Genomic DNA, 16,858 nt, shown 5'->3' on the forward strand with positions numbered 1-16,858 from the left:
GCCTCGAAAGCGCCGCGCGAAGCGCAAGTCTCGAGGCCGAAACGGCGAGACACAAGGGGGCCTCGACCCCGCGCGCCGAAGGCGCGCCAAAAAACACAGCACCTTCGCGAGCAAGCCCACGCCCCCCGCCTTCACAAACCAGCCCACACCCCCACCTCCACAAACCAGCCCACACCTCGATCCCACGGCCGGCGCTCCGAACTCAGCGCCTCCAAGAGCGAGCCCGCACCTCCCACCTTCCGCCCTACCACTCCGCACCCCCAACCCCCCGCGCGCGCCGGCGCGCCACAAACACGGCTACCATCCGAGCCATGAGTTCGGAATTGCTCGTCGATGTCTCAGCGGGCATCGCCGTCCTCACGTTGAATCGGCCGGCGAAACAGAACGCCTTCAACCATGCCATGACCGAGGCGCTGGGTGCCGCGCTGAAGCGGTGTGATGCCGAGGACGCGATCCGGGTGGTGGTGATCACCGGTACCCCGCCCGCTTTCTGTGCGGGCGCCGATCTCTCCGACCGGGTGGGCGAGGTGAGCGCGAGTATCGATCCACCGCCGTTCCGAGTGCGTAAACCGGTGATCGCGGCGGTGAACGGGCATGCGGTGGGGGCCGGGCTGGCGTTGGCGCTGCAGTGCGATCTGCGCTACATGGCCGACGACGCGGTCTACGCGCTGAGCCAGGTCCGGCGCGGCGTCCTCGCCGACGGCTATGTGCACTGGACGCTGCCGCGGCTGGCGGGGCTGGCCAATGCCGCCGATATCCTGCTCACCGGCCGTACCTTCGACGGGGCGGAAGCCCGGGCCATGGGCCTGGCCAATGCCTGTCTGCCCGCGGCGGAGGTGATACCGACCGCGATGGCGGTGGCCCACGATATCGCGGGCGGTTCGGCGCCCTTGAGCGCCGCGCTGTCCAAACGGCTGCTGTGGGAGGGGGTCGAGCTGGAACCCGACGTGGTCGCACGGCTCGAGGCCGATCTGAACGAGCACATCGCCGAGGGCCGGGATGCCGGCGAGGCGATGTCGGCTTTCCGGGAGCGCCGGCAGCCTTCGTGGTCCGGATCGATCAATGACGAATGGCCGAGCTGGGCGCGTACGAAATGGTCCGGGCAGCAGAGCCTGGACTGACCCCGCTCAGCCGCCGCCGAGCAGGACCACCAGGAACAGCACCGCCATCACGACCATGAGGATGGTGCCGATCACGCCCAGGATGAAGCCGACGACGACCTGCGTGTGGCCTCCGTACGCGCCACCGGACTCCTCGATCTGATCGAGTGCGCGTTTACCCAGTGCCCAGGCCACCGGCCCGGTCAGCCCGCAACACAGCACGCTGAGCGCACCGAGGAACAGCACCGCCGTCGCATGCGGGTGCTCTACCGGCTTACCGATGGGCGCGTTGGGTATCACCACATGACGAATTCTACGGTGCTGTGCCGGATTTGCGGTCCGGGCGCGGCGGATTCACTCCCGAACCGCTCGCTGACCGCCGCTCCGACACGCCCGATCGCCGTGCCGCGGCGGCGGGCACGGCCCAGCGACCGGGCCGGACCGGCCCCGGGTCCGGGCGTTCAGGCCCGGCGCTGCCGGGCTGTTTCGGCCAGCACCACGCCTGCGGCGACGGAGGCGTTCAGTGATTCCACCGGGCCCGCCATCGGGATGCTCAGGACCGAATCGCAGGTCTCCCGGACCAACCGTGACAGCCCCTTGCCCTCCGATCCGACGACGATCACCGTCGGTGCGGTGCCGTCGAAATCGTCCAGGGACAGATCCCCGCCGGCGTCCAGACCCACGATCTGGACACCGGTGGCGGCCCAATCCTTCAGCGTACGAGTGAGATTGGTGGCACGGGCGACCGGCATCCGGGCGGCGGCGCCGGCGCTGGTACGCCACGCCACCGCGGTGACGCTGGCACTGCGGCGCTGCGGGATCACCACGCCGTGACCGCCGAAGGCCGCGACCGACCGGACGACGGCGCCGAGGTTGCGCGGATCGGAGATATTGTCCAGCGCCACCAGCAGCGCGGGCTCGGCGGATCCCTTCGCCCGGGCCAGCAGATCGTCGGGGTGGGCGTACCGGTAGGGCGGCACCTGTAGCGCCAGGCCCTGGTGCAGGCCGTTGGAACTCATCCGGTCCAGATCAGTGCGCGGCACCTCGAGAATGGAGATGCCGGTATCCGCCGCGAGCCGGACGCTCTCGGTGAGCCGCTCGTCGTTCTCGGTACCCACCGCCACATAGAGTGCGCTGGCCGGGACCCCGGCGCGCAGACACTCCACCACGGGATTGCGGCCCAGCACCAGTTCGGGTCCGTCGTCGCCGCGCCGCCCGGCGGGACGCCCGCGGCCGGGCGGATTGTTCTGCGCGGCTTTGGCTTTCGCCGCCGAGCGACGCGCCGCCGGATGTTTGGTGCGCTGTTCGGCCGGGGGCGTCGGCCCGCGGCCCTCCAGCCCGCGCCGCCGCTGGCCGCCGGACCCGACCACAGCCCCCTTCTTGGTGCCGCCTTTACGGATCGCACCGCGACGTTGTGAATTGCCGGCCATCAGCCCGCCTTTCCAGGGGTAGGTGCGCCCAGGGACCATTCGGCACCGTTGGGTGTATCGGTTACTTCGATTCCGGCCGCTTGCAGCCGATCGCGGACGGCGTCGGCCGTCGCCCAGTCCTTGGCGGCCCGGGCCTGCTGCCGCCGTTCGAGCTCGGCGCCCACCAGTACGTCCAGGGCGGCGTCGGCGGCCGAATGGTCGGCGGCGGCGTGCCAGTGCGGGTCGAGGGGGTCCACACCCAGGACATCGAGCATGGCACGGATCTGCCCGGCGTGTTCGCGGGCGGTGTCGAGCACCCCGGCGTCGAGGGCGCGGTTGCCCTCGTGCACGCCGTGATGGATCTCGGCGAGCGCCTTCGGCACGCCGAGGTCGTCGTCGAGCGCCGCGGCGAATCCGTCGGTCCATTTACCCATCGGAATATCCCCGCCGCGTTCGGCCACCCGCTGCACGAACGCTTCGATCCGCTGATAGGACTGGGCGGCGTCGTTGAGCGCCTTGTCCGAATATTCCAGCATCGACCGGTAGTGGGCACTGCCCAGGTAGAAACGCAATTCCACCGCGCGCACCGATTTCAGCACATTCGGAATGGACAGCACATTGCCGAGCGATTTCGACATCTTCTCGCCGCCCATCGTGACCCAGCCGTTGTGCAGCCAGTACCGCGCGAAACCGTCCCCGGCCGCCTTGGACTGCGCGATTTCGTTCTCGTGGTGCGGGAACACCAGGTCCATTCCGCCGCAATGGATATCGAATTCGGGCCCGAGATAGAACTCGGCCATGGCCGAGCATTCCAGATGCCAGCCGGGCCGCCCGGGACCCCAGGGCGACGGCCAGGCCGGCTCTCCCGGTTTGGCGGCTTTCCACAGCGTGAAATCACGGGGGTCGCGTTTGCCGAGGCCGGCGCTCTCGCCCTGGTGCACATCGTCGAGCCGGTGCCCGGACAGATGCCCGTACTCCGGGTAGCTGCGGACATCGAAATACACATTGCCCGCGGAGGCGTAGGCGTGCCCACGGTCGATCAGGCGCTGCATCAGTTCGACCATCTGGGTGATATGGCCGGTCGCGCGCGGTTCGGCGGACGGCGGCAGCACACCGAGTTGCCGATAGGCCTGATCGAAGGCGCGTTCGTGCGTCGCCGCCCACTCCCACCAGGGCCGGCCGGCCGCGGCCGCCTTGGTGAGGATCTTGTCCTCGATGTCTGTGACATTGCGGATGAACGCGACATCGGAGCCGTTGGCCGTCAGCCAGCGGCGCAGAATGTCGAAGGCCACGCCGCTGCGCACATGACCGATATGCGGTAGCCCCTGCACGGTCGCCCCACACAGGTACACCGAGGCGTGGCCGGGTACCAGCGGCGTGAAATCACGCAGGGTCCGTGTCTCGGTGTCGAACAGGCGCAGCGTCACGGCAGTCGATCCTAGTTTCGTGTATGGATTGCACTCGGATTTGGTGCAGGGGGGATATGGGCAGGGTAGCGGTGCGGCCCGGTGCACCGGCAGTCGGCTCGGCCGCGCGTGGGAACTTCGGTATTCCACTGCTGCGCGTTCACGGTCGACAGTTGTCGCGGTGAGCGGCTCACCGGCTCGAACCGATCACAGACCGGATCGGCCCCGGCGCCGGGCCACCGCACCGAGCGAGCGGCCTCGCGGGCCCTATGCCGGTCGCACCTCGCCACCGTCTCCGGGCTGTCCACTCGGCCGCCCGGGACAGTGCAGCAGCGCGGTCGCGACCGCGGCGATCCCCTCACCACGCCCGGTGAGGCCCAGGCCGTCACTGGTCGTGCCGGACACCGATACGGGCGCGTCCAGCAGATCACCCAGCACCTGCTGGGCCTCGGCGCGCCGCGGACCGATCCGCGGGCGGTTGCCGATCACCTGAACGGCAGCGTTGACGACCGCATATCCGGCGTCGTCGAGCAGCCGGCGCACTTCTTTCAGCATGGCGGCCCCGGAGACCCCGGCCCATTCCGGCCGGCCGGTGCCGAAGACAGAGCCCACGTCCCCCAGGCCCGCCGCGGACAACAGGGCGTCGCAGAGGGCGTGTGCGGCGACGTCACCGTCGGAGTGGCCCGCGCAACCGTCCTCGCCGTCGAACAGCAATCCGGCCATCCAGCAGGGACGACCCGGCTCGATCGGATGCACATCGGTGCCGATTCCCACCCGCGTGTTCAGCACGACGTCACCGCCGGGTTCGAGGCGAGCAGGGATTCGGCCAGACGCAGATCGAGGGGGGTGGTGATCTTGAAAGCCAGTGGGTCGCCGGCGACGGTGCGCACCTCGACGCCCAGGCGCTCGACCAGGCCGGCGTCATCGGTCGCCGAACCCGCGTCGGCGTAGGCGGCCCGTAACGCCCGCGCGGCGAAGCCCTGCGGAGTCTGGATGGCGCGCAATACGCCGCGATCCGGTGTCCCGGTGACCTTCCCGCCGTGATCGACGGTTTTCACGGTGTCCACCACCGGCAGCGCGGGCACGACCGCGGGATGACCGGCGCGCAGTTCGTCCACCACCCGGGCGATCAGGGCGGGCGGAGTGAGCGCACGGGCCGCGTCGTGCACCAGGAAAAACGCGGTATCACCGGCGGCCGCGAGGCCGGCGCGTACCGAATCGGTGCGCTCGGCGCCGCCGACCACGATCCGCACCGGAGCATCGGGGGGTAGGAGAGCTGCCGTCCGGTCGACGTGTTCGGCGGGCACCATCACAATGATCTCGTCGACAACCGCGGCCGCCACCAGCCCGTTCACGGCCAGTGTGAGCATGGGTATGCCGCCGATCGGGACGAACGCTTTGGGTATGCCTGCACCCAAGCGCACGCCACGACCGGCGGCAGGAACCAGTGCGGTGACGGGACCGGCGCCACGGCCGGGACCGTCTCTTCTGTGCACGATCAGGAAGCCGCGGCGAGGACCTCGTCGAGAAGCGTCTCGGCCTTGCCGTCATCGGTGCCCTCGGCGAGCGCGAGCTCCCCGACGAGGATCTGCCGAGCCTTGGCCAGCATCCGCTTCTCGCCCGCGGACAGGCCACGATCCTGTTCCCGGCGCCACAGATCGCGAACGACCTCGGCCACCTTGTTCACATCGCCGGAGGCGAGTTTCTCGAGGTTGGCCTTGTAACGGCGGGACCAGTTGGTGGGCTCTTCCGTGTGCGGCGCACGCAGCACCTGGAAGACCCGATCCAGGCCTTCCTGGCCCACTACATCGCGGACGCCGACATATTCCGCGTTTTCCGCGGGAACCCGAACAGTGAGGTCACCCTGTGCGACCTTCAGGACCAGATACTCTTTCTGCTCACCCTTGATGGTGCGGGTCTCGATAGCTTCGATCAAAGCCGCCCCATGATGGGGATAAACGACGGTATCTCCGACCTTAAAAATCATGTGTCCCGTGCCCCTTTCGATGTTCACAGTTTAACACGCGACTCGATAACGGCGCGATCAACTGCGCAGGTCAGGGCCACAACGACCAGGCACTGGGGCTTGACAGGACGAGTTTGGTGTGCATTACGTTGTGCCCGAACGAGTGTCGGGCACGGGCCCTTCGAGGGCATATGAAAACCCACTCCGCGCGGCGGCGCAAGCGGGTCGCGGAGGCCCGATCGTTACCGGTCAGCGCGACGTCCCGGGACCGCCACGACACCGGTCGGCGAGCCGTTTCACAACACGAACCGGGATGGCGCCCGAGACTACGATCCCCGACCCACCGGACACGCCGTGACGTGCGACAAATCACACACCGCCCGGCATGTAATCCCCCCTGACACCGCCCGGTGCGTCCCGGGCCCGAACCCAACTACTACAGTGCCTAGTTGGAGTGCGCCCACTCGGACATGGAGGACAACCCGTGACTGCCCTGACTGCTGTGACTGCCGCTGGCCCGGTCCCGACCCGGCGGCGCCGCATGGTGGCGGCCGCCGCGCTCGCCGCCGGTGCGGCGCTCGTCCTGTCCGGCTGCGGCGCCGGCCAGATCTCGCAGACCGCCGTACAGGTCGCCGCCATCAACGGCAACACGGCCAACGCCGGCGATATCGCCCTGCGCAATGTGCACATCGTGTTCCCGGGCAACGGCACCACCACCCACACCGCCGGCGGCAAGGCCGCGCTCGCGCTGTCGATCGTGAACACCGGCGCGGTGGGCGCCGATGAACTCACCGGCGTCACCACCGACCTCGGGAACGTCCAGATCACTCCCGGTGAAGGCGGCAAACTCGAGATCGCCCCCTCCGAAACGGTCGTCGTCTCCACCCCGCAGGCCGGGGCGGAGACCCACACCAGCGGCGAAACGATCAAGACCGAAGGTGGCGAGACCACAGCGGCCCGCATCGAGATCACCGGCCTCACCCGGGACATCATCCCGGGCCTCACCTACGAGGTCACCTTCAACTTCAAGAACAACGGGAACGTTCTGGTCCAGGTGCCGGTCGATGCGGGTGTGGCAGCGCCTCGGCACGAATCGGAACTCTCCAAGAGCACCACGGGCTCGGCCGGCGGGCACTGAGCCCTTCGGCGCCGACCACGGCGTCGCGAATGAACACTGTCGGCAGTGCTGCGTAGGGTGCGGCTGTGGCAGTGACCAAGAACAAAGCCGTCTATCGGTGTTCGGAGTGCGCGCACGAGGTCGCCAAATGGGTCGGTAAATGCCCCGGCTGCGGGTCCTGGGGGACCGTGGACGAGGCGATGCCGGTGGCCGCCGCGGCGGCGGGGCCGGGGCGAAAGGCCATGCTTCCGACCACCGCGGCGGCGCCGATCTCCCGGATCGATTCACAGACGACGACGGCGCGGCCGACGGGGGTTTCCGAGCTCGACCGGGTGCTGGGCGGCGGGATCGTCGCCGGATCGGTGGTATTGCTGTCCGGCGAGCCGGGGGTGGGTAAATCGACCTTGCTGCTCGAGGTGGCACACCGCTGGGCGCGGCAGCGCGACGAACGGGCCCTCTACGTCACCGCGGAGGAATCGGCGGGGCAGGTGCGGTTGCGCGCCGACCGGACGGGTGCGGTGCACGACCGGGTGTATCTGGCCGCCGAATCCGATCTGTCGGTGGTACTCGGGCATGTCGATCAGGTGAAACCCACACTGCTGGTGGTCGATTCGGTACAGACGATGCTGGCCGCCGATACCGACGGGGTGATCGGCGGTGTCACCCAGGTACGCGCGGTGACCGCGGCGCTGACGTCGCTGGCGAAGGCGAGTGGTATCGCCGTACTCCTGGTGGGACATGTCACCAAGGACGGTGCGGTCGCCGGGCCGCGCACGCTGGAACACCTGGTCGATGTGGTGTTGCAGTTCGAGGGCGACAAGAACACCACGTTGCGGATGGTGCGCGGGATCAAGAACCGGTTCGGCAGTGCGGACGAGGTGGGTTGTTTCGAACTCCACGACGACGGAATCGCCTGTGTGACAGATCCTTCCGGGCTTTTCCTGCACCATCGCGCGGATTCGGTGCCGGGTACGGCGGTCACCGTCGCGATGGACGGGAAGCGGCCGCTGGTCGGCGAGGTGCAGGGGCTCACGGTGGAAACGCAGGCTCCGGCGCCCCGCCGGGCCGTCAGTGGACTGGATTACAACCGGGTGGCCATGGTGCTGGCGGTGCTGCAGAGCCGGTGCGGTGTCTATGTCGGTAAACAGGACGTCTACGCCGCCACCGTGGGCGGTATGCGGCTCACCGAACCGGCCGCGGACCTCGCCGTCGCGCTCGCCATCGCCAGCGCGGCCCGCGATACGGCACTGCCACCCGGGTGGGTGATCCTCGGCGAAGTGGGACTGGCCGGGGAAGTCCGGCGGATCACCTCGGTGACCCGCCGGCTCGCCGAGGCCGAACGGCTCGGGTTCACCACCGCGGTGGTTCCGCCGGGCACCGACGGCAAGGCCACGCCGATGACCCTGCACGAAGCGTCCAGCCTGCGCGGTGCGCTGCGGTTGGCCGGCCTGACGAAGAAGTGACTCCGCTCAGGCGATGTTGAAGGGTTCGGGCGCGCTGCGCACCGAACCCATCTGCGCCACCACGTTGTAGGCGCCGGCGGGTACCTGCACCCGCTCCCCCGCGCACTCCGGCTGCGAGGTCGCGCCCGTCCAGGTGACGGTGAACGCGGCCTGCTCACCGCGGTCCAGGGTGCGCACATCCGGATCGCCGTCGGGAAAGCAGTCCGTGCTCGCCCACAGTTGCCGCCCGCCGTCGAGCGAATGCACCGATACGCGCTGCAACCCGGATCCCATGTCCCGGGTGCACGGCGCACCGGAGATATTGGTGATCACGATCCCGAACACCGGTTCCTCACCCGTCTGGTAGGTGGGCTGCCCCACCGACACCTTGATGGCCAGTGACTGGTCGGCGCATTGACCGGAGGCCGCCGGGGCGGGTTCGGTACTGCGCGTACCGGATGCCGTACCGGACGCACGAGTGCCGGTCGCCGTGCTGGACGACGAGGCCGAACTCGTGGCCGGCTCGGTGGTCTCGGAGGTCGATGCCGCCGCGGCGGCATCGGGCGAATCACCGCCGCGGGAGACGGTGACGGCCAGCCAGATCACCACCGCGAGCGCGACCACGAGCGCGCCGATGGCGAACACACGACGCCGCCAGTAGATCTCCGGCGGTAACGGTCCTGTCGGTTCCAACACGTGTCAACGGTAAGCGCAGCGGGCGGCGGCGGCCGTCAACGGCACACCCGAAGGTGGCGCCGACGGCCGGGCCACCTGTCAGACGGTCTCCCCGATATTACCGACCACCCGGTGTAGCTGTGCCCGGCCGTCGACGAGTTTGTAGGTCACACAGGCGATCGCACATTTACCGGCCGCGACCCGCTCGGACACGATCATCGACCGCTCCATCAGCAGGCGGCTGGTCTCCACCACGTGACGGGCCTCGAGTTCGTCCACCGATTCGAGTCCTTCGCGGCGCCCGATCAGCATCGACGGCGTCACCTTCTCGACGATGCTGCGGATGAAGCCGCCGGGCACCTCGCCGCCGTCCAGCGCATCCAGGGTCGCTTTGACCGCGCCGCAGCTGTCGTGCCCGAGCACCACGATCAGCGGTACATCGAGGACACCCACGCCGTATTCGATGGATCCGAGCACCGCCGCGTCGATGACATGGCCCGCGGTGCGCACCACGAACATATCGCCGAGACCCTGATCGAAGATCAGTTCCGCGGCGACACGGGAATCCCCGCACCCGAACAGCACGGCGGTGGGATGCTGGCCGCCGACGAGCTTGGCTCGATCGGCGGCTCCCTGGCTAGGATGCAGCAGCGTGCCGTTCACGAAGCGCTCGTTTCCTTCGCGCAGCGACTTCCAGGCACTTACCGGGTTGGACTGAGGCATGGTGTCCATTCTGCACGATTTGATGTGCGCGCTTGCTTCCGTCCCGTTACAGCGCGGCGTCCATCCACGCCGAACCGGTGGAACTGCACGGTGAGGTGAACGGAGCGGGTCGGTGAGCAGCGCAGGTATCGGGAAATCGGGTTCGGGCGGGCGCGGTGCCGTGGCGATCGAACCCGGCGCGATCGACTCCGACACGCTGATCGACTGGTACGCCCGCACGGCCCGGGACCTGCCGTGGCGGCGGCCCGGGGTGAGCGCCTGGCAGATCCTGATGAGCGAGATCATGCTGCAGCAGACACCGGTGTCGCGGGTGGAACCCATCTGGCGGGAATGGGTGCGGCGCTGGCCGGTGCCCTCGGCCATGGCGGCGGCGAGCGCGGGCGAGGTGCTGCGGGCGTGGGGCAAACTCGGCTATCCGCGCCGGGCCCTGCGCCTGCACGAATGCGCGCGGGTCCTGGCGGCCGAGCACGGCGACCAGGTGCCCGACGATGTCGAGGTGCTGCTCGGGCTGCCCGGTATCGGCGCCTACACCGCGCGGGCGGTCGCCTGTTTCGCCTACGGGCAGCGAGTCCCGGTGGTGGACACCAATGTTCGCCGGGTCGTGGCCCGGGCCGTGCACGGACGGGAGGCCGGGAATCCGGCCGCGCGCGATCTACGCGAGACCGAGGCCCTGCTGCCCGGCCGGATCGACCGCGCCGCGGTGTTCTCGGCGGCCCTGATGGAGCTCGGCGCGACGGTGTGCACCGCGCGGACGCCGGACTGCACTCGCTGCCCGCTGCCGCGCTGCGCGTGGGTCACGGCGGGCCGGCCGGTGGCCGAGTCGACGCGCCGGAGCCAGAAATACGAGGGCACCGATCGGCAGGCGCGGGGACGTCTGCTCGATGTGTTGCGGGCGGCGCACGCGCCGGTGGAACGCGTCCGGCTGGACCTCGCCTGGACCCGGGACCCCGGCCAGCGCGACCGCGCACTGGATTCGCTGCTGGTGGACGGATTGATCGAACAGACCGACGACGGACGCTTCGCCCTCGCCGGAGAGGGCTGAAGGCCCCCCGGCCGGGGCGCTCAGACCCCGGCGGCGGTCTCGGGCGCTTCGCGCAGCACGCGAGCGAGGAAACGCTCGACCTCGGCGCGGTAGCGTTCCGGCTGATCATCGTGCACCAGGTGTCCGGCCTCGGGAACCAGGACGTGCTCGGCGGCCGGATGCAGTCCGGCCATCCGGCGCATCTGCCCGGGCGGGGTGATGGTGTGTTCGCCTTCGATCAGCAGGGTGGGCACGGTGAGCCTCCCCCACTCCGTCCAGAACGACCGAGTACCCCACTCCTCCGAGATATCGCGGAAGGTGGCCACCTCGCCGTGCAACCGGTAACCGTCCGGGTCCCGCCGGAAGGAATCACGGAAGTAGCGACCGGCGACGGGACCGAAGTACGCCACCAGGGCGGCCTCGTCCGCGAACGGCTGCGGCCAGGCCTCGACCATCGCGGCCCAGTGGGCGGCGGTACGACCGGTGAAATCGGCCGCCATATCCTCGACCACCAGCCCCCGCACCCGGCCCGGATACGCGGCGGCGAACATCCAGCCGTGCAGGCCGCCCATCGAATGCCCGATCACGATCATCGGCTCGGGGATCCGCGCGGTGGCTGCGGCCAGATCGGCGACGAAGGCGTCGGTGGTGAGTTCGGCCGGAGCGGGGCGCCCGTGTCCGGCGGCGTCGAAGGTCAAAACCCGGCCGTGCTCGCGCAACCACCGGACCTGGCCCTGCCAGGTGCGGGCGCTGCCCATCAACCCGTGCAGCAGCAGTATCGGGACCCCTGCCCCACCTTCGTCGTGCAACACGGGGCCGAGTTTATGCACAACCCTCCACAGAGTTTATGCACAACCCTCCACAGACCGGCGTGGGCGCCACCGGGCGTGGCACGGTCGCCGCACGCTCGTCCCGCTGTGGCGTGCGGCACTGTTCCGTCCGGCCCCGCTGTACCTAAGCTCGAGGTATGCCTGTTGTGAAGATCAATGCGATCGAAGTCCCCGAGGGCGCGGGACCCGAGCTGGAGAAACGGTTCGCCCATCGCGCGCACGCGGTCGAGAACTCCCCCGGGTTCCTCGGCTTCCAGTTGTTGCGGCCCACGGCCGGCGAGAACCGGTACTTCGTGGTCACCCAGTGGGATTCCGAGGAATCCTTCACGGCGTGGCGCGACGGTCCCGCCAAGGAGGCACATGCCGGACAGCAGAACAAGCCCGTCGCCACCGGCGCATCGCTGCTGGAATTCGAGGTCGTACTCGATGTAGCGGGTAAATCCGCTTCCTGACCCGTCCCCCACACCCTGGCCACGCCACCGACCCCGGAGGCGTGGCCAGCGCTTGTTCGCCGCATATTGACGACCGGCAACAGCCGGTGTCACAGTTTCAAGTGAAAGCGGAGGTGATGCGGTAATCCGGTGAGAACCCGGAGCGGTCGCGCCACTGTGATGTCCACCCCGGAGGGTGGGCAGAGTCAGACACCCGCACCTGCGCACAACTCGCGAACCGGACGCGAGCATCCGGATGAGAGGATCCACCATGGCCATAGCGCATGTTCCGAGCAGGGCTACCGATACAGCAGCGACCGTGCTCATCACCGTCGGCGTCGTCGCGCTGGCACTGCTGACGCTCTACCTGGTCGGATTCGACCAGGGCGCCATATCGCGCGGTGGCATGTTCCTGCACGAGCTGATGCACGACGGGCGCCACCTGCTGGGTGTCCCGTGCCATTGAGCGGATCTTTCGGTGCCCTGCTGCTCCGTGGTCTGCTCGCCGGTCTGATCGCCGGTCTCCTCGCGGGTGTCGTCGGTCATTTCGTCGGCGAACCGAAGGTCGATGCCGCCATCGCCATCGAGGAGGCCGCGGCTCCCGTTCCCGACCATGCCCATGACTCCGGCACCGGACATACGCACGGAGAGACAGCACACGGCGACGAGGCCGAGGTGAGCCGGCCGTGGCAGAAGTTCGGGCAGTTCCTGGCCGGTGCGCTGGCCGGGATGGCCTTCGGGGCGATCGTCGCGACCGCGGCGCACTACGCCCGGCGGTTCACCGCCCTGCCCGGCCATCGGCTCGTTCTCGGGCTCGGTCTGGCCGGCTGGGTCGCGGTGGTGGCCGTACCGTTCTTCGAATATCCGGCCAACCCACCGGCCGTCGGTGATCCGGAAACGATCAACGAACGCACACTGCTCTGGGTGGCCGCGGTTCTGCTGGGGCTGGTGGCCGTCGCAGCCGGTGTGTCCCTGTGGAGAGCACTGCGATCGCGGCCCGAATCCCTCCGGCTCGTCGCGGCCGTGGCCGGTTTCGTACTGATCGTCACCCTCGGCTACGTTCTGCTGCCCGGGGTGAACGAGGTGGGGGCCGACTTCCCGGCCACGCTGCTGTGGGAGTTCCGCGCGGCGTCGCTGGCCGTATCGACCACGCTGTGGGTCGGTATGGGTCTGGCTTTCGCGGCGCTCACCGAGTGGAGCGACCGCGGCGGTACCCGGGTAGCGGAGACCGCTGCTACGGCAGGTTGATCCGGGTCGCGATAGTCGCCGGGCAGGGTCGTCGTATGACCGACACTGCACTCGCCCACCGGGACAACCCACTCGCTCAGCGGCCCGCGGCCGTCACCACCGCCTTCATCGCGCTGGTGGCGGCCGTGGGCTTCGGTATCGCCGAAACCGCGATCCGTGGTGCGCTGCTGGGCGACGCCGCGAATATCGGCGCACTCACCGGCGGTTGGCTGCTGCGCAGCGGGATCTATCTGGTGGTCCTCGTTGTCGCGTGGCGAATGCTGCGGGGCGAGCGCTGGGCCAGAAATCTGCTCACCGTCGGGATAGGCGTGCTCGGTACGGCTTCACTGCTGGTGGAGCCCGTGCGAATGCTCATGGACGGGGGCACCGGTGTGTTCGCGGATATGAGCGCCACGACCGTATCCGTGGCGCTCACCCGGGTCGGCCACCTCGGCGCGGTAACCCTCGCGATCCCCGCCATGCACACACCGGGCGCCCGGGCCTGGTTCCGAGCGGGCACGACACCGTGAGGCTCGGGTAGGGGCCGTGCGCTGTCCCGGGCCCGGATCGGGGCCCGGGACAGGCGTTTCAGGATTCCAGGGCGGCGTCGAGGGTGATGTCGTCCACTCCGCCCAGCGCTTTGCTGACCGGGCATCCGGCCTTGGCCGCGGCCGCGGCCGCCGCGAAACCCGCCTCGTCGAGCCCGGACACCCGGCCGCGCACCGTCAGGGCGATCCGGCTGATCCGGAAACCGCCCGCCGGGTCGGGGCCCAGGGTCACCGCGGCCGAGACGTCGAGGCTCTGCGGGGTACCGCCGACCTGAGCGATCTCGTTCGACAGCGCCATCGCGTAGCAGGACGAATGCGCTCCGGCGATCAGCTCCTCCGGGCTGGTCGTGCCGTCGGCATCGTCGGCCGCCCGCTTCGGGAACGACACCTCGTACTTGCCGACCCCCGAGCTGACCAGCTCGACCTGGCCGGAGCCGTCCTGCAGACCACCGGTCCATGCGGTGCGCGCGGTACGTGTGGGCATCACGATCCTTTCGAAGACTATTCGTTGCGAGTCGGAGTCGAACCTACTCGTACCCTCAGCTCGTCGCAGTTCGTTCATCGAGGCGGGCCAGTATCGCGGGCCAGGCCGCCCGATGCCGGTCACGGGCCGCTTCGTCGGCAAACCCGCTGTGCTGCAACCGCAACCGGATGCCACGGGGCTGTTTGACGAACTCCACGCGCACCACCGTTTCCGCGCCCTCGGTGCCGCCGGCACCGGTCACCCAGGTCAATTCGATGAGCCGGCCCGGTTCCAGACGGAGGAAACGACCGTAATGCGGCCGGGATTTCCCGTCCTCCTCCCGGGTCTCGAAATAGAAGGGCTCGTTCACCTCGGGCCGCATTCGCACCGAGGACGGTTCCGCGAGCCAGATATCGAAGCCCTGGGTCCACGCCAAGTAGAGGAGTGCGGGTGCAGCGGTCATCACCCGCTCCACGGTGAGTTCGTACGGCCGTGTGGACAGGTCCGGTACACGCACTTGCTGGTCGACCATCACTGGACCATACCCGCGCAGGCGCGGGTACTGCCGCAGATGCGGGGATCACGCGCCGCTACCGACCGGCCCACCCGGAACCGGCGCGTTCCTGCGCGGAATACCATTGCGGCACCGGGATTCCGGGTGTGCGCCGACGACCGAGCACAGCAGGCGAATAGGGTGGTGCAGGTGGAGAGTCCAGGATGACGAGCTGGCAGATGGTCGGACTACTGGGCTGGGTCGCGCTGGCCGCGGCGCTGTTCGAAGTGCTGCGGCACCGCCGCCTGCTCGCACAGACCCGGCAGGCCCTGACGACCGCCGAACGCACGGTAGCGCGGCAGCAGCGCGAACTCGAGGTCGGCACGGAGCGCTTACTGATCGCCCGGGAACTGCACGATGTGGTGGGCCACAATCTCTCGCTCATCAATGTGCAGGCCGGCATGGCTCTCCAGCAAGTGGAGGCCAAGTCCGCGAAAGCGGCGGGTACGGTCGCCGAGATCAAGACCACCAGCCGCAATGCGCTCGAGGATGTGCAGGCACTGCGCCACGCGATCCAGTCGGTGGAGTCCGTGTCCGGCACACCGGCGCAGCCCTCCCACGACCACGGCCCCACCCGCGGCGAAGACTTCGCCGCGGGCGACCGGGCGAGACGTTCCCGCCGCGGCGGTTTCGCCCGGCGCGACCGGCCCGGTACCGACCGGTCGCCCGGGAACGGAGGCGGCGGCCGCCCACCGGCCGCCGCGCAAGCGCCGCCCCCACCACCTCGTGAACCCGATCCCACCATGTCCGACCTGGACGAACTCCTGCGCAAGCCCAGGCTGGCGGGGCTGACGGTGCACACCCGAGTCCTCGGCACCCCGGATTCCCTGCCCGCGGCGATCGACGACGCCGCCACCCAGATCGTCCAGGAATCCCTGGCCAATGTCGTACGCCACGCCCCGGGCGCCGAGGCCACCGTCACGGTGCGCTACTCCGCCGACTCGGTGGATCTCACCGTCGACAACACCCGCCCCACCGGTAAGCCGGAACACGCCGGCCCCACCCGCGGGATGGGGATCATCGCTATGCGAGAGCGCACCCATGCGCTCGGTGGCGCGTTGACCGCCGGCCCCAAACCCAGCGGCGGCTACCGGGTCGCGGCGCGGCTACCGAGCCGCCCGCTGCGGATCGCGATCGACCCGGATGCGCGCCCGCGAGCCCGCAAAGAAAGCGGCCACAGTACCTCCCGCGAAGCGGCGCCCACGGTAGCGGTGACCGCCGAACCACGCGGCGGCACCGGCGGCCCGGCCGATCCGGGGCCCGCGCCCGAGTGAACGCACGGTTCAGCCCGGTTTCGCCTCACGGCGCTCCTGCTCGGTGAACCCGGCCGCGCGCGCCGAGCCCGCCGGGGCCTGCAGACGCCGTGAATACGCCCCTGCCGCCCGGAACACCCCGGCGACACCCGCCGGGGCCGCCCCGTAGGTGATGGACTGCTGCGGGGCGAAGCCGAGAGCGCTGCCTATCTCGACCGCGTCCATATTGGCGCCGAGGAACAGGAAATCCCAGCTGTAGACGTTCTGCTGCTGTTCGATCAGCGATCGCACGGCGGCATGCGTCCATTCGCGGCTCGAATTCTCGTGCCCGTCGGTGAGGACGACCACGATCACGGTGCCGGGTCGCTCGTCTTCCGGCCGCCCGGCCAGTTCGGCGCCCAGGTCGGTGACCAGCTTGCCGATGGCGTCGTAGAGCGCGGTACCGCCGCGCGGCTGCAACACCGGTGGGGGCACCTCACCGATCGGAATGTTCGAGTACACGCATTCGTACTCGGTGTCGAATTGCGCGAGGGTGACCCGCACGGCCTTCTCCACCTGCCGCTGTTCCTCGAAGTAGGCGGCCAGGCCGCCTTCGGTGTCGGATTTGATGGTCTGCATGGAGCCGGAGCGGTCGAGCAGGACCGCGATCGTGGTGAGATCCGGATTCGTCATGGTGATACCCCCGCTTCGTATC

General features: G+C 69.3%; 21 protein-coding genes and 1 riboswitch. Of the genes, 9 read left to right on the plus strand and 12 right to left on the minus strand.

Going from position 1 to position 16,858, the window contains the following annotated elements; translation table 11 throughout:
• Positions 1–311: 311 nt before the first annotated feature.
• Entirely contained in the window at positions 312–1,121 is an 810-nt protein-coding gene (locus tag ABZV91_RS22630) for an enoyl-CoA hydratase/isomerase family protein (protein ID WP_355245015.1), read from the plus strand.
• Positions 1,122–1,127: 6 nt separating this feature from the next.
• On the opposite strand, the gene ABZV91_RS22635 is transcribed toward ABZV91_RS22630, so the two are convergent.
• The 6 genes from ABZV91_RS22635 to carD all read right to left on the minus strand — a co-directional run bounded on the left by ABZV91_RS22635 (position 1,128) and on the right by carD (position 5,902).
• The gene (locus tag ABZV91_RS22635) at positions 1,128–1,403 is read right to left on the minus strand and encodes a DUF4190 domain-containing protein (protein ID WP_355245017.1); all 276 of its coding nucleotides are present in this window, start codon (positions 1,401–1,403) and stop codon (positions 1,128–1,130) included.
• A 158-nt stretch (positions 1,404–1,561) separates the two neighbouring features.
• Entirely contained in the window at positions 1,562–2,530 is a 969-nt protein-coding gene (gene rlmB / locus ABZV91_RS22640; protein ID WP_355245020.1) for a 23S rRNA (guanosine(2251)-2'-O)-methyltransferase RlmB, read from the minus strand.
• Positions 2,530–3,936 (minus strand): cysteine--tRNA ligase, encoded by a 1,407-nt coding sequence (gene cysS, locus ABZV91_RS22645; protein ID WP_355245023.1) that lies wholly within the window; start codon positions 3,934–3,936, stop codon positions 2,530–2,532. Before cysS ends, rlmB begins: the two co-directional genes overlap by 1 nt.
• A 246-nt stretch (positions 3,937–4,182) precedes the next feature.
• On the minus strand, positions 4,183–4,701 hold the full coding sequence (gene ispF, locus ABZV91_RS22650; RefSeq protein ID WP_355245120.1) for a 2-C-methyl-D-erythritol 2,4-cyclodiphosphate synthase: 519 nt from the start codon (positions 4,699–4,701) through the stop codon (positions 4,183–4,185).
• On the minus strand, positions 4,698–5,411 hold the full coding sequence (ispD, locus tag ABZV91_RS22655; RefSeq protein WP_355245026.1) for a 2-C-methyl-D-erythritol 4-phosphate cytidylyltransferase: 714 nt from the start codon (positions 5,409–5,411) through the stop codon (positions 4,698–4,700). The genes ispF and ispD overlap by 4 nt, the downstream gene beginning before the upstream one ends.
• A gap of 2 nt (positions 5,412–5,413) precedes the next feature.
• On the minus strand, positions 5,414–5,902 hold the full coding sequence (gene carD / locus ABZV91_RS22660; protein WP_011206964.1) for an RNA polymerase-binding transcription factor CarD: 489 nt from the start codon (positions 5,900–5,902) through the stop codon (positions 5,414–5,416).
• A gap of 481 nt (positions 5,903–6,383) precedes the next feature.
• Between carD and ABZV91_RS22665 the strand changes: the two genes are divergently transcribed.
• Complete coding sequence (locus ABZV91_RS22665; RefSeq protein WP_355245029.1) at positions 6,384–7,019, plus strand: hypothetical protein; 636 nt, start codon at positions 6,384–6,386, stop codon at positions 7,017–7,019.
• Between the two features lie 71 nt (positions 7,020–7,090).
• On the plus strand, positions 7,091–8,461 hold the full coding sequence (gene radA / locus ABZV91_RS22670; protein ID WP_355245123.1) for a DNA repair protein RadA: 1,371 nt from the start codon (positions 7,091–7,093) through the stop codon (positions 8,459–8,461).
• A gap of 6 nt (positions 8,462–8,467) precedes the next feature.
• Here radA and ABZV91_RS22675 read toward each other — a convergent pair whose 3' ends face one another.
• Both ABZV91_RS22675 and ABZV91_RS22680 read right to left on the minus strand, forming a co-directional pair.
• Complete coding sequence (locus ABZV91_RS22675) at positions 8,468–9,136, minus strand: hypothetical protein (RefSeq protein WP_355245032.1); 669 nt, start codon at positions 9,134–9,136, stop codon at positions 8,468–8,470.
• Positions 9,137–9,214: 78 nt separating this feature from the next.
• The gene (locus ABZV91_RS22680) at positions 9,215–9,838 is read right to left on the minus strand and encodes a carbonic anhydrase (protein WP_355245035.1); all 624 of its coding nucleotides are present in this window, start codon (positions 9,836–9,838) and stop codon (positions 9,215–9,217) included.
• 160 nt (positions 9,839–9,998) lie between these two features.
• Here ABZV91_RS22680 and ABZV91_RS22685 point away from each other — a divergent pair, with 160 nt between their 5' ends.
• A complete protein-coding gene (locus ABZV91_RS22685; protein WP_355245126.1) occupies positions 9,999–10,880 on the plus strand; it encodes an A/G-specific adenine glycosylase in 882 nt (293 codons plus the stop codon).
• 20 nt (positions 10,881–10,900) lie between these two features.
• On the opposite strand, the gene ABZV91_RS22690 is transcribed toward ABZV91_RS22685, so the two are convergent.
• Positions 10,901–11,671, minus strand: a complete 771-nt coding sequence (locus ABZV91_RS22690) for an alpha/beta fold hydrolase (RefSeq protein ID WP_355245038.1) — start codon at positions 11,669–11,671, stop codon at positions 10,901–10,903.
• A gap of 155 nt (positions 11,672–11,826) precedes the next feature.
• Here ABZV91_RS22690 and mhuD point away from each other — a divergent pair, with 155 nt between their 5' ends.
• From mhuD to ABZV91_RS22710, 4 genes are all read left to right on the plus strand, one after another.
• Positions 11,827–12,141, plus strand: a complete 315-nt coding sequence (gene mhuD / locus ABZV91_RS22695; RefSeq protein ID WP_355245041.1) for a mycobilin-forming heme oxygenase MhuD — start codon at positions 11,827–11,829, stop codon at positions 12,139–12,141.
• 69 nt (positions 12,142–12,210) lie between these two features.
• Positions 12,211–12,357: riboswitch (cobalamin riboswitch) on the plus strand.
• A gap of 34 nt (positions 12,358–12,391) precedes the next feature.
• Positions 12,392–12,586, plus strand: coding sequence for a CbtB domain-containing protein (locus tag ABZV91_RS22700; RefSeq protein WP_355245044.1), 195 nt, complete (start codon positions 12,392–12,394; stop codon positions 12,584–12,586).
• Positions 12,577–13,368: a CbtA family protein gene (locus ABZV91_RS22705; protein WP_355245047.1), complete on the plus strand. Its 792-nt coding sequence runs from the start codon at positions 12,577–12,579 to the stop codon at positions 13,366–13,368. Before ABZV91_RS22700 ends, ABZV91_RS22705 begins: the two co-directional genes overlap by 10 nt.
• Positions 13,369–13,403: 35 nt before the next feature.
• Positions 13,404–13,877: a hypothetical protein gene (locus tag ABZV91_RS22710; RefSeq protein ID WP_355245050.1), complete on the plus strand. Its 474-nt coding sequence runs from the start codon at positions 13,404–13,406 to the stop codon at positions 13,875–13,877.
• Positions 13,878–13,935: 58 nt separating this feature from the next.
• On the opposite strand, the gene ABZV91_RS22715 is transcribed toward ABZV91_RS22710, so the two are convergent.
• Together ABZV91_RS22715 and ABZV91_RS22720 are read right to left on the minus strand one after the other, a co-directional pair.
• Positions 13,936–14,379 carry an OsmC family peroxiredoxin gene (locus ABZV91_RS22715; RefSeq protein WP_355245053.1) on the minus strand — a complete coding sequence of 148 codons (444 nt, stop codon included), beginning with the start codon at positions 14,377–14,379 and terminating at the stop codon, positions 13,936–13,938.
• 55 nt (positions 14,380–14,434) lie between these two features.
• Positions 14,435–14,890 (minus strand): SRPBCC domain-containing protein, encoded by a 456-nt coding sequence (locus ABZV91_RS22720; protein ID WP_355245056.1) that lies wholly within the window; start codon positions 14,888–14,890, stop codon positions 14,435–14,437.
• Between the two features lie 185 nt (positions 14,891–15,075).
• Between ABZV91_RS22720 and ABZV91_RS22725 the strand changes: the two genes are divergently transcribed.
• On the plus strand, positions 15,076–16,185 hold the full coding sequence (locus tag ABZV91_RS22725; protein ID WP_355245058.1) for a histidine kinase: 1,110 nt from the start codon (positions 15,076–15,078) through the stop codon (positions 16,183–16,185).
• 9 nt (positions 16,186–16,194) lie between these two features.
• Here ABZV91_RS22725 and ABZV91_RS22730 read toward each other — a convergent pair whose 3' ends face one another.
• Entirely contained in the window at positions 16,195–16,836 is a 642-nt protein-coding gene (locus ABZV91_RS22730; RefSeq protein WP_355245061.1) for a vWA domain-containing protein, read from the minus strand.
• Positions 16,837–16,858 lie beyond the last annotated feature (22 nt).

The sequence above is a fragment of the Nocardia sp. NPDC004568 genome, assembly GCF_040609955.1.
In the GTDB taxonomy this organism is placed as follows: domain Bacteria; phylum Actinomycetota; class Actinomycetes; order Mycobacteriales; family Mycobacteriaceae; genus Nocardia.

Excerpts from the sequence above, each read along its gene's own strand:
- ABZV91_RS22630 (WP_355245015.1), top strand. The coding sequence starts at position 312 with ATGAGTTCGGAATTGCTCGTCGATGTCTCAGCGGGCATCGCCGTCCTC.
- rlmB (WP_355245020.1), bottom strand. The coding sequence starts at position 2,530 with ATGGCCGGCAATTCACAACGTCGCGGTGCGATCCGTAAAGGCGGCACC.
- carD (WP_011206964.1), bottom strand. The coding sequence starts at position 5,902 with ATGATTTTTAAGGTCGGAGATACCGTCGTTTATCCCCATCATGGGGCG.
- ABZV91_RS22680 (WP_355245035.1), bottom strand. The coding sequence starts at position 9,838 with ATGCCTCAGTCCAACCCGGTAAGTGCCTGGAAGTCGCTGCGCGAAGGA.
- mhuD (WP_355245041.1), top strand. The coding sequence starts at position 11,827 with ATGCCTGTTGTGAAGATCAATGCGATCGAAGTCCCCGAGGGCGCGGGA.
- ABZV91_RS22700 (WP_355245044.1), top strand. The coding sequence starts at position 12,392 with ATGGCCATAGCGCATGTTCCGAGCAGGGCTACCGATACAGCAGCGACC.
- ABZV91_RS22710 (WP_355245050.1), top strand. The coding sequence starts at position 13,404 with ATGACCGACACTGCACTCGCCCACCGGGACAACCCACTCGCTCAGCGG.
- ABZV91_RS22715 (WP_355245053.1), bottom strand. The coding sequence starts at position 14,379 with ATGCCCACACGTACCGCGCGCACCGCATGGACCGGTGGTCTGCAGGAC.
- ABZV91_RS22720 (WP_355245056.1), bottom strand. The coding sequence starts at position 14,890 with ATGGTCGACCAGCAAGTGCGTGTACCGGACCTGTCCACACGGCCGTAC.
- ABZV91_RS22725 (WP_355245058.1), top strand. The coding sequence starts at position 15,076 with ATGACGAGCTGGCAGATGGTCGGACTACTGGGCTGGGTCGCGCTGGCC.
- ABZV91_RS22730 (WP_355245061.1), bottom strand. The coding sequence starts at position 16,836 with ATGACGAATCCGGATCTCACCACGATCGCGGTCCTGCTCGACCGCTCC.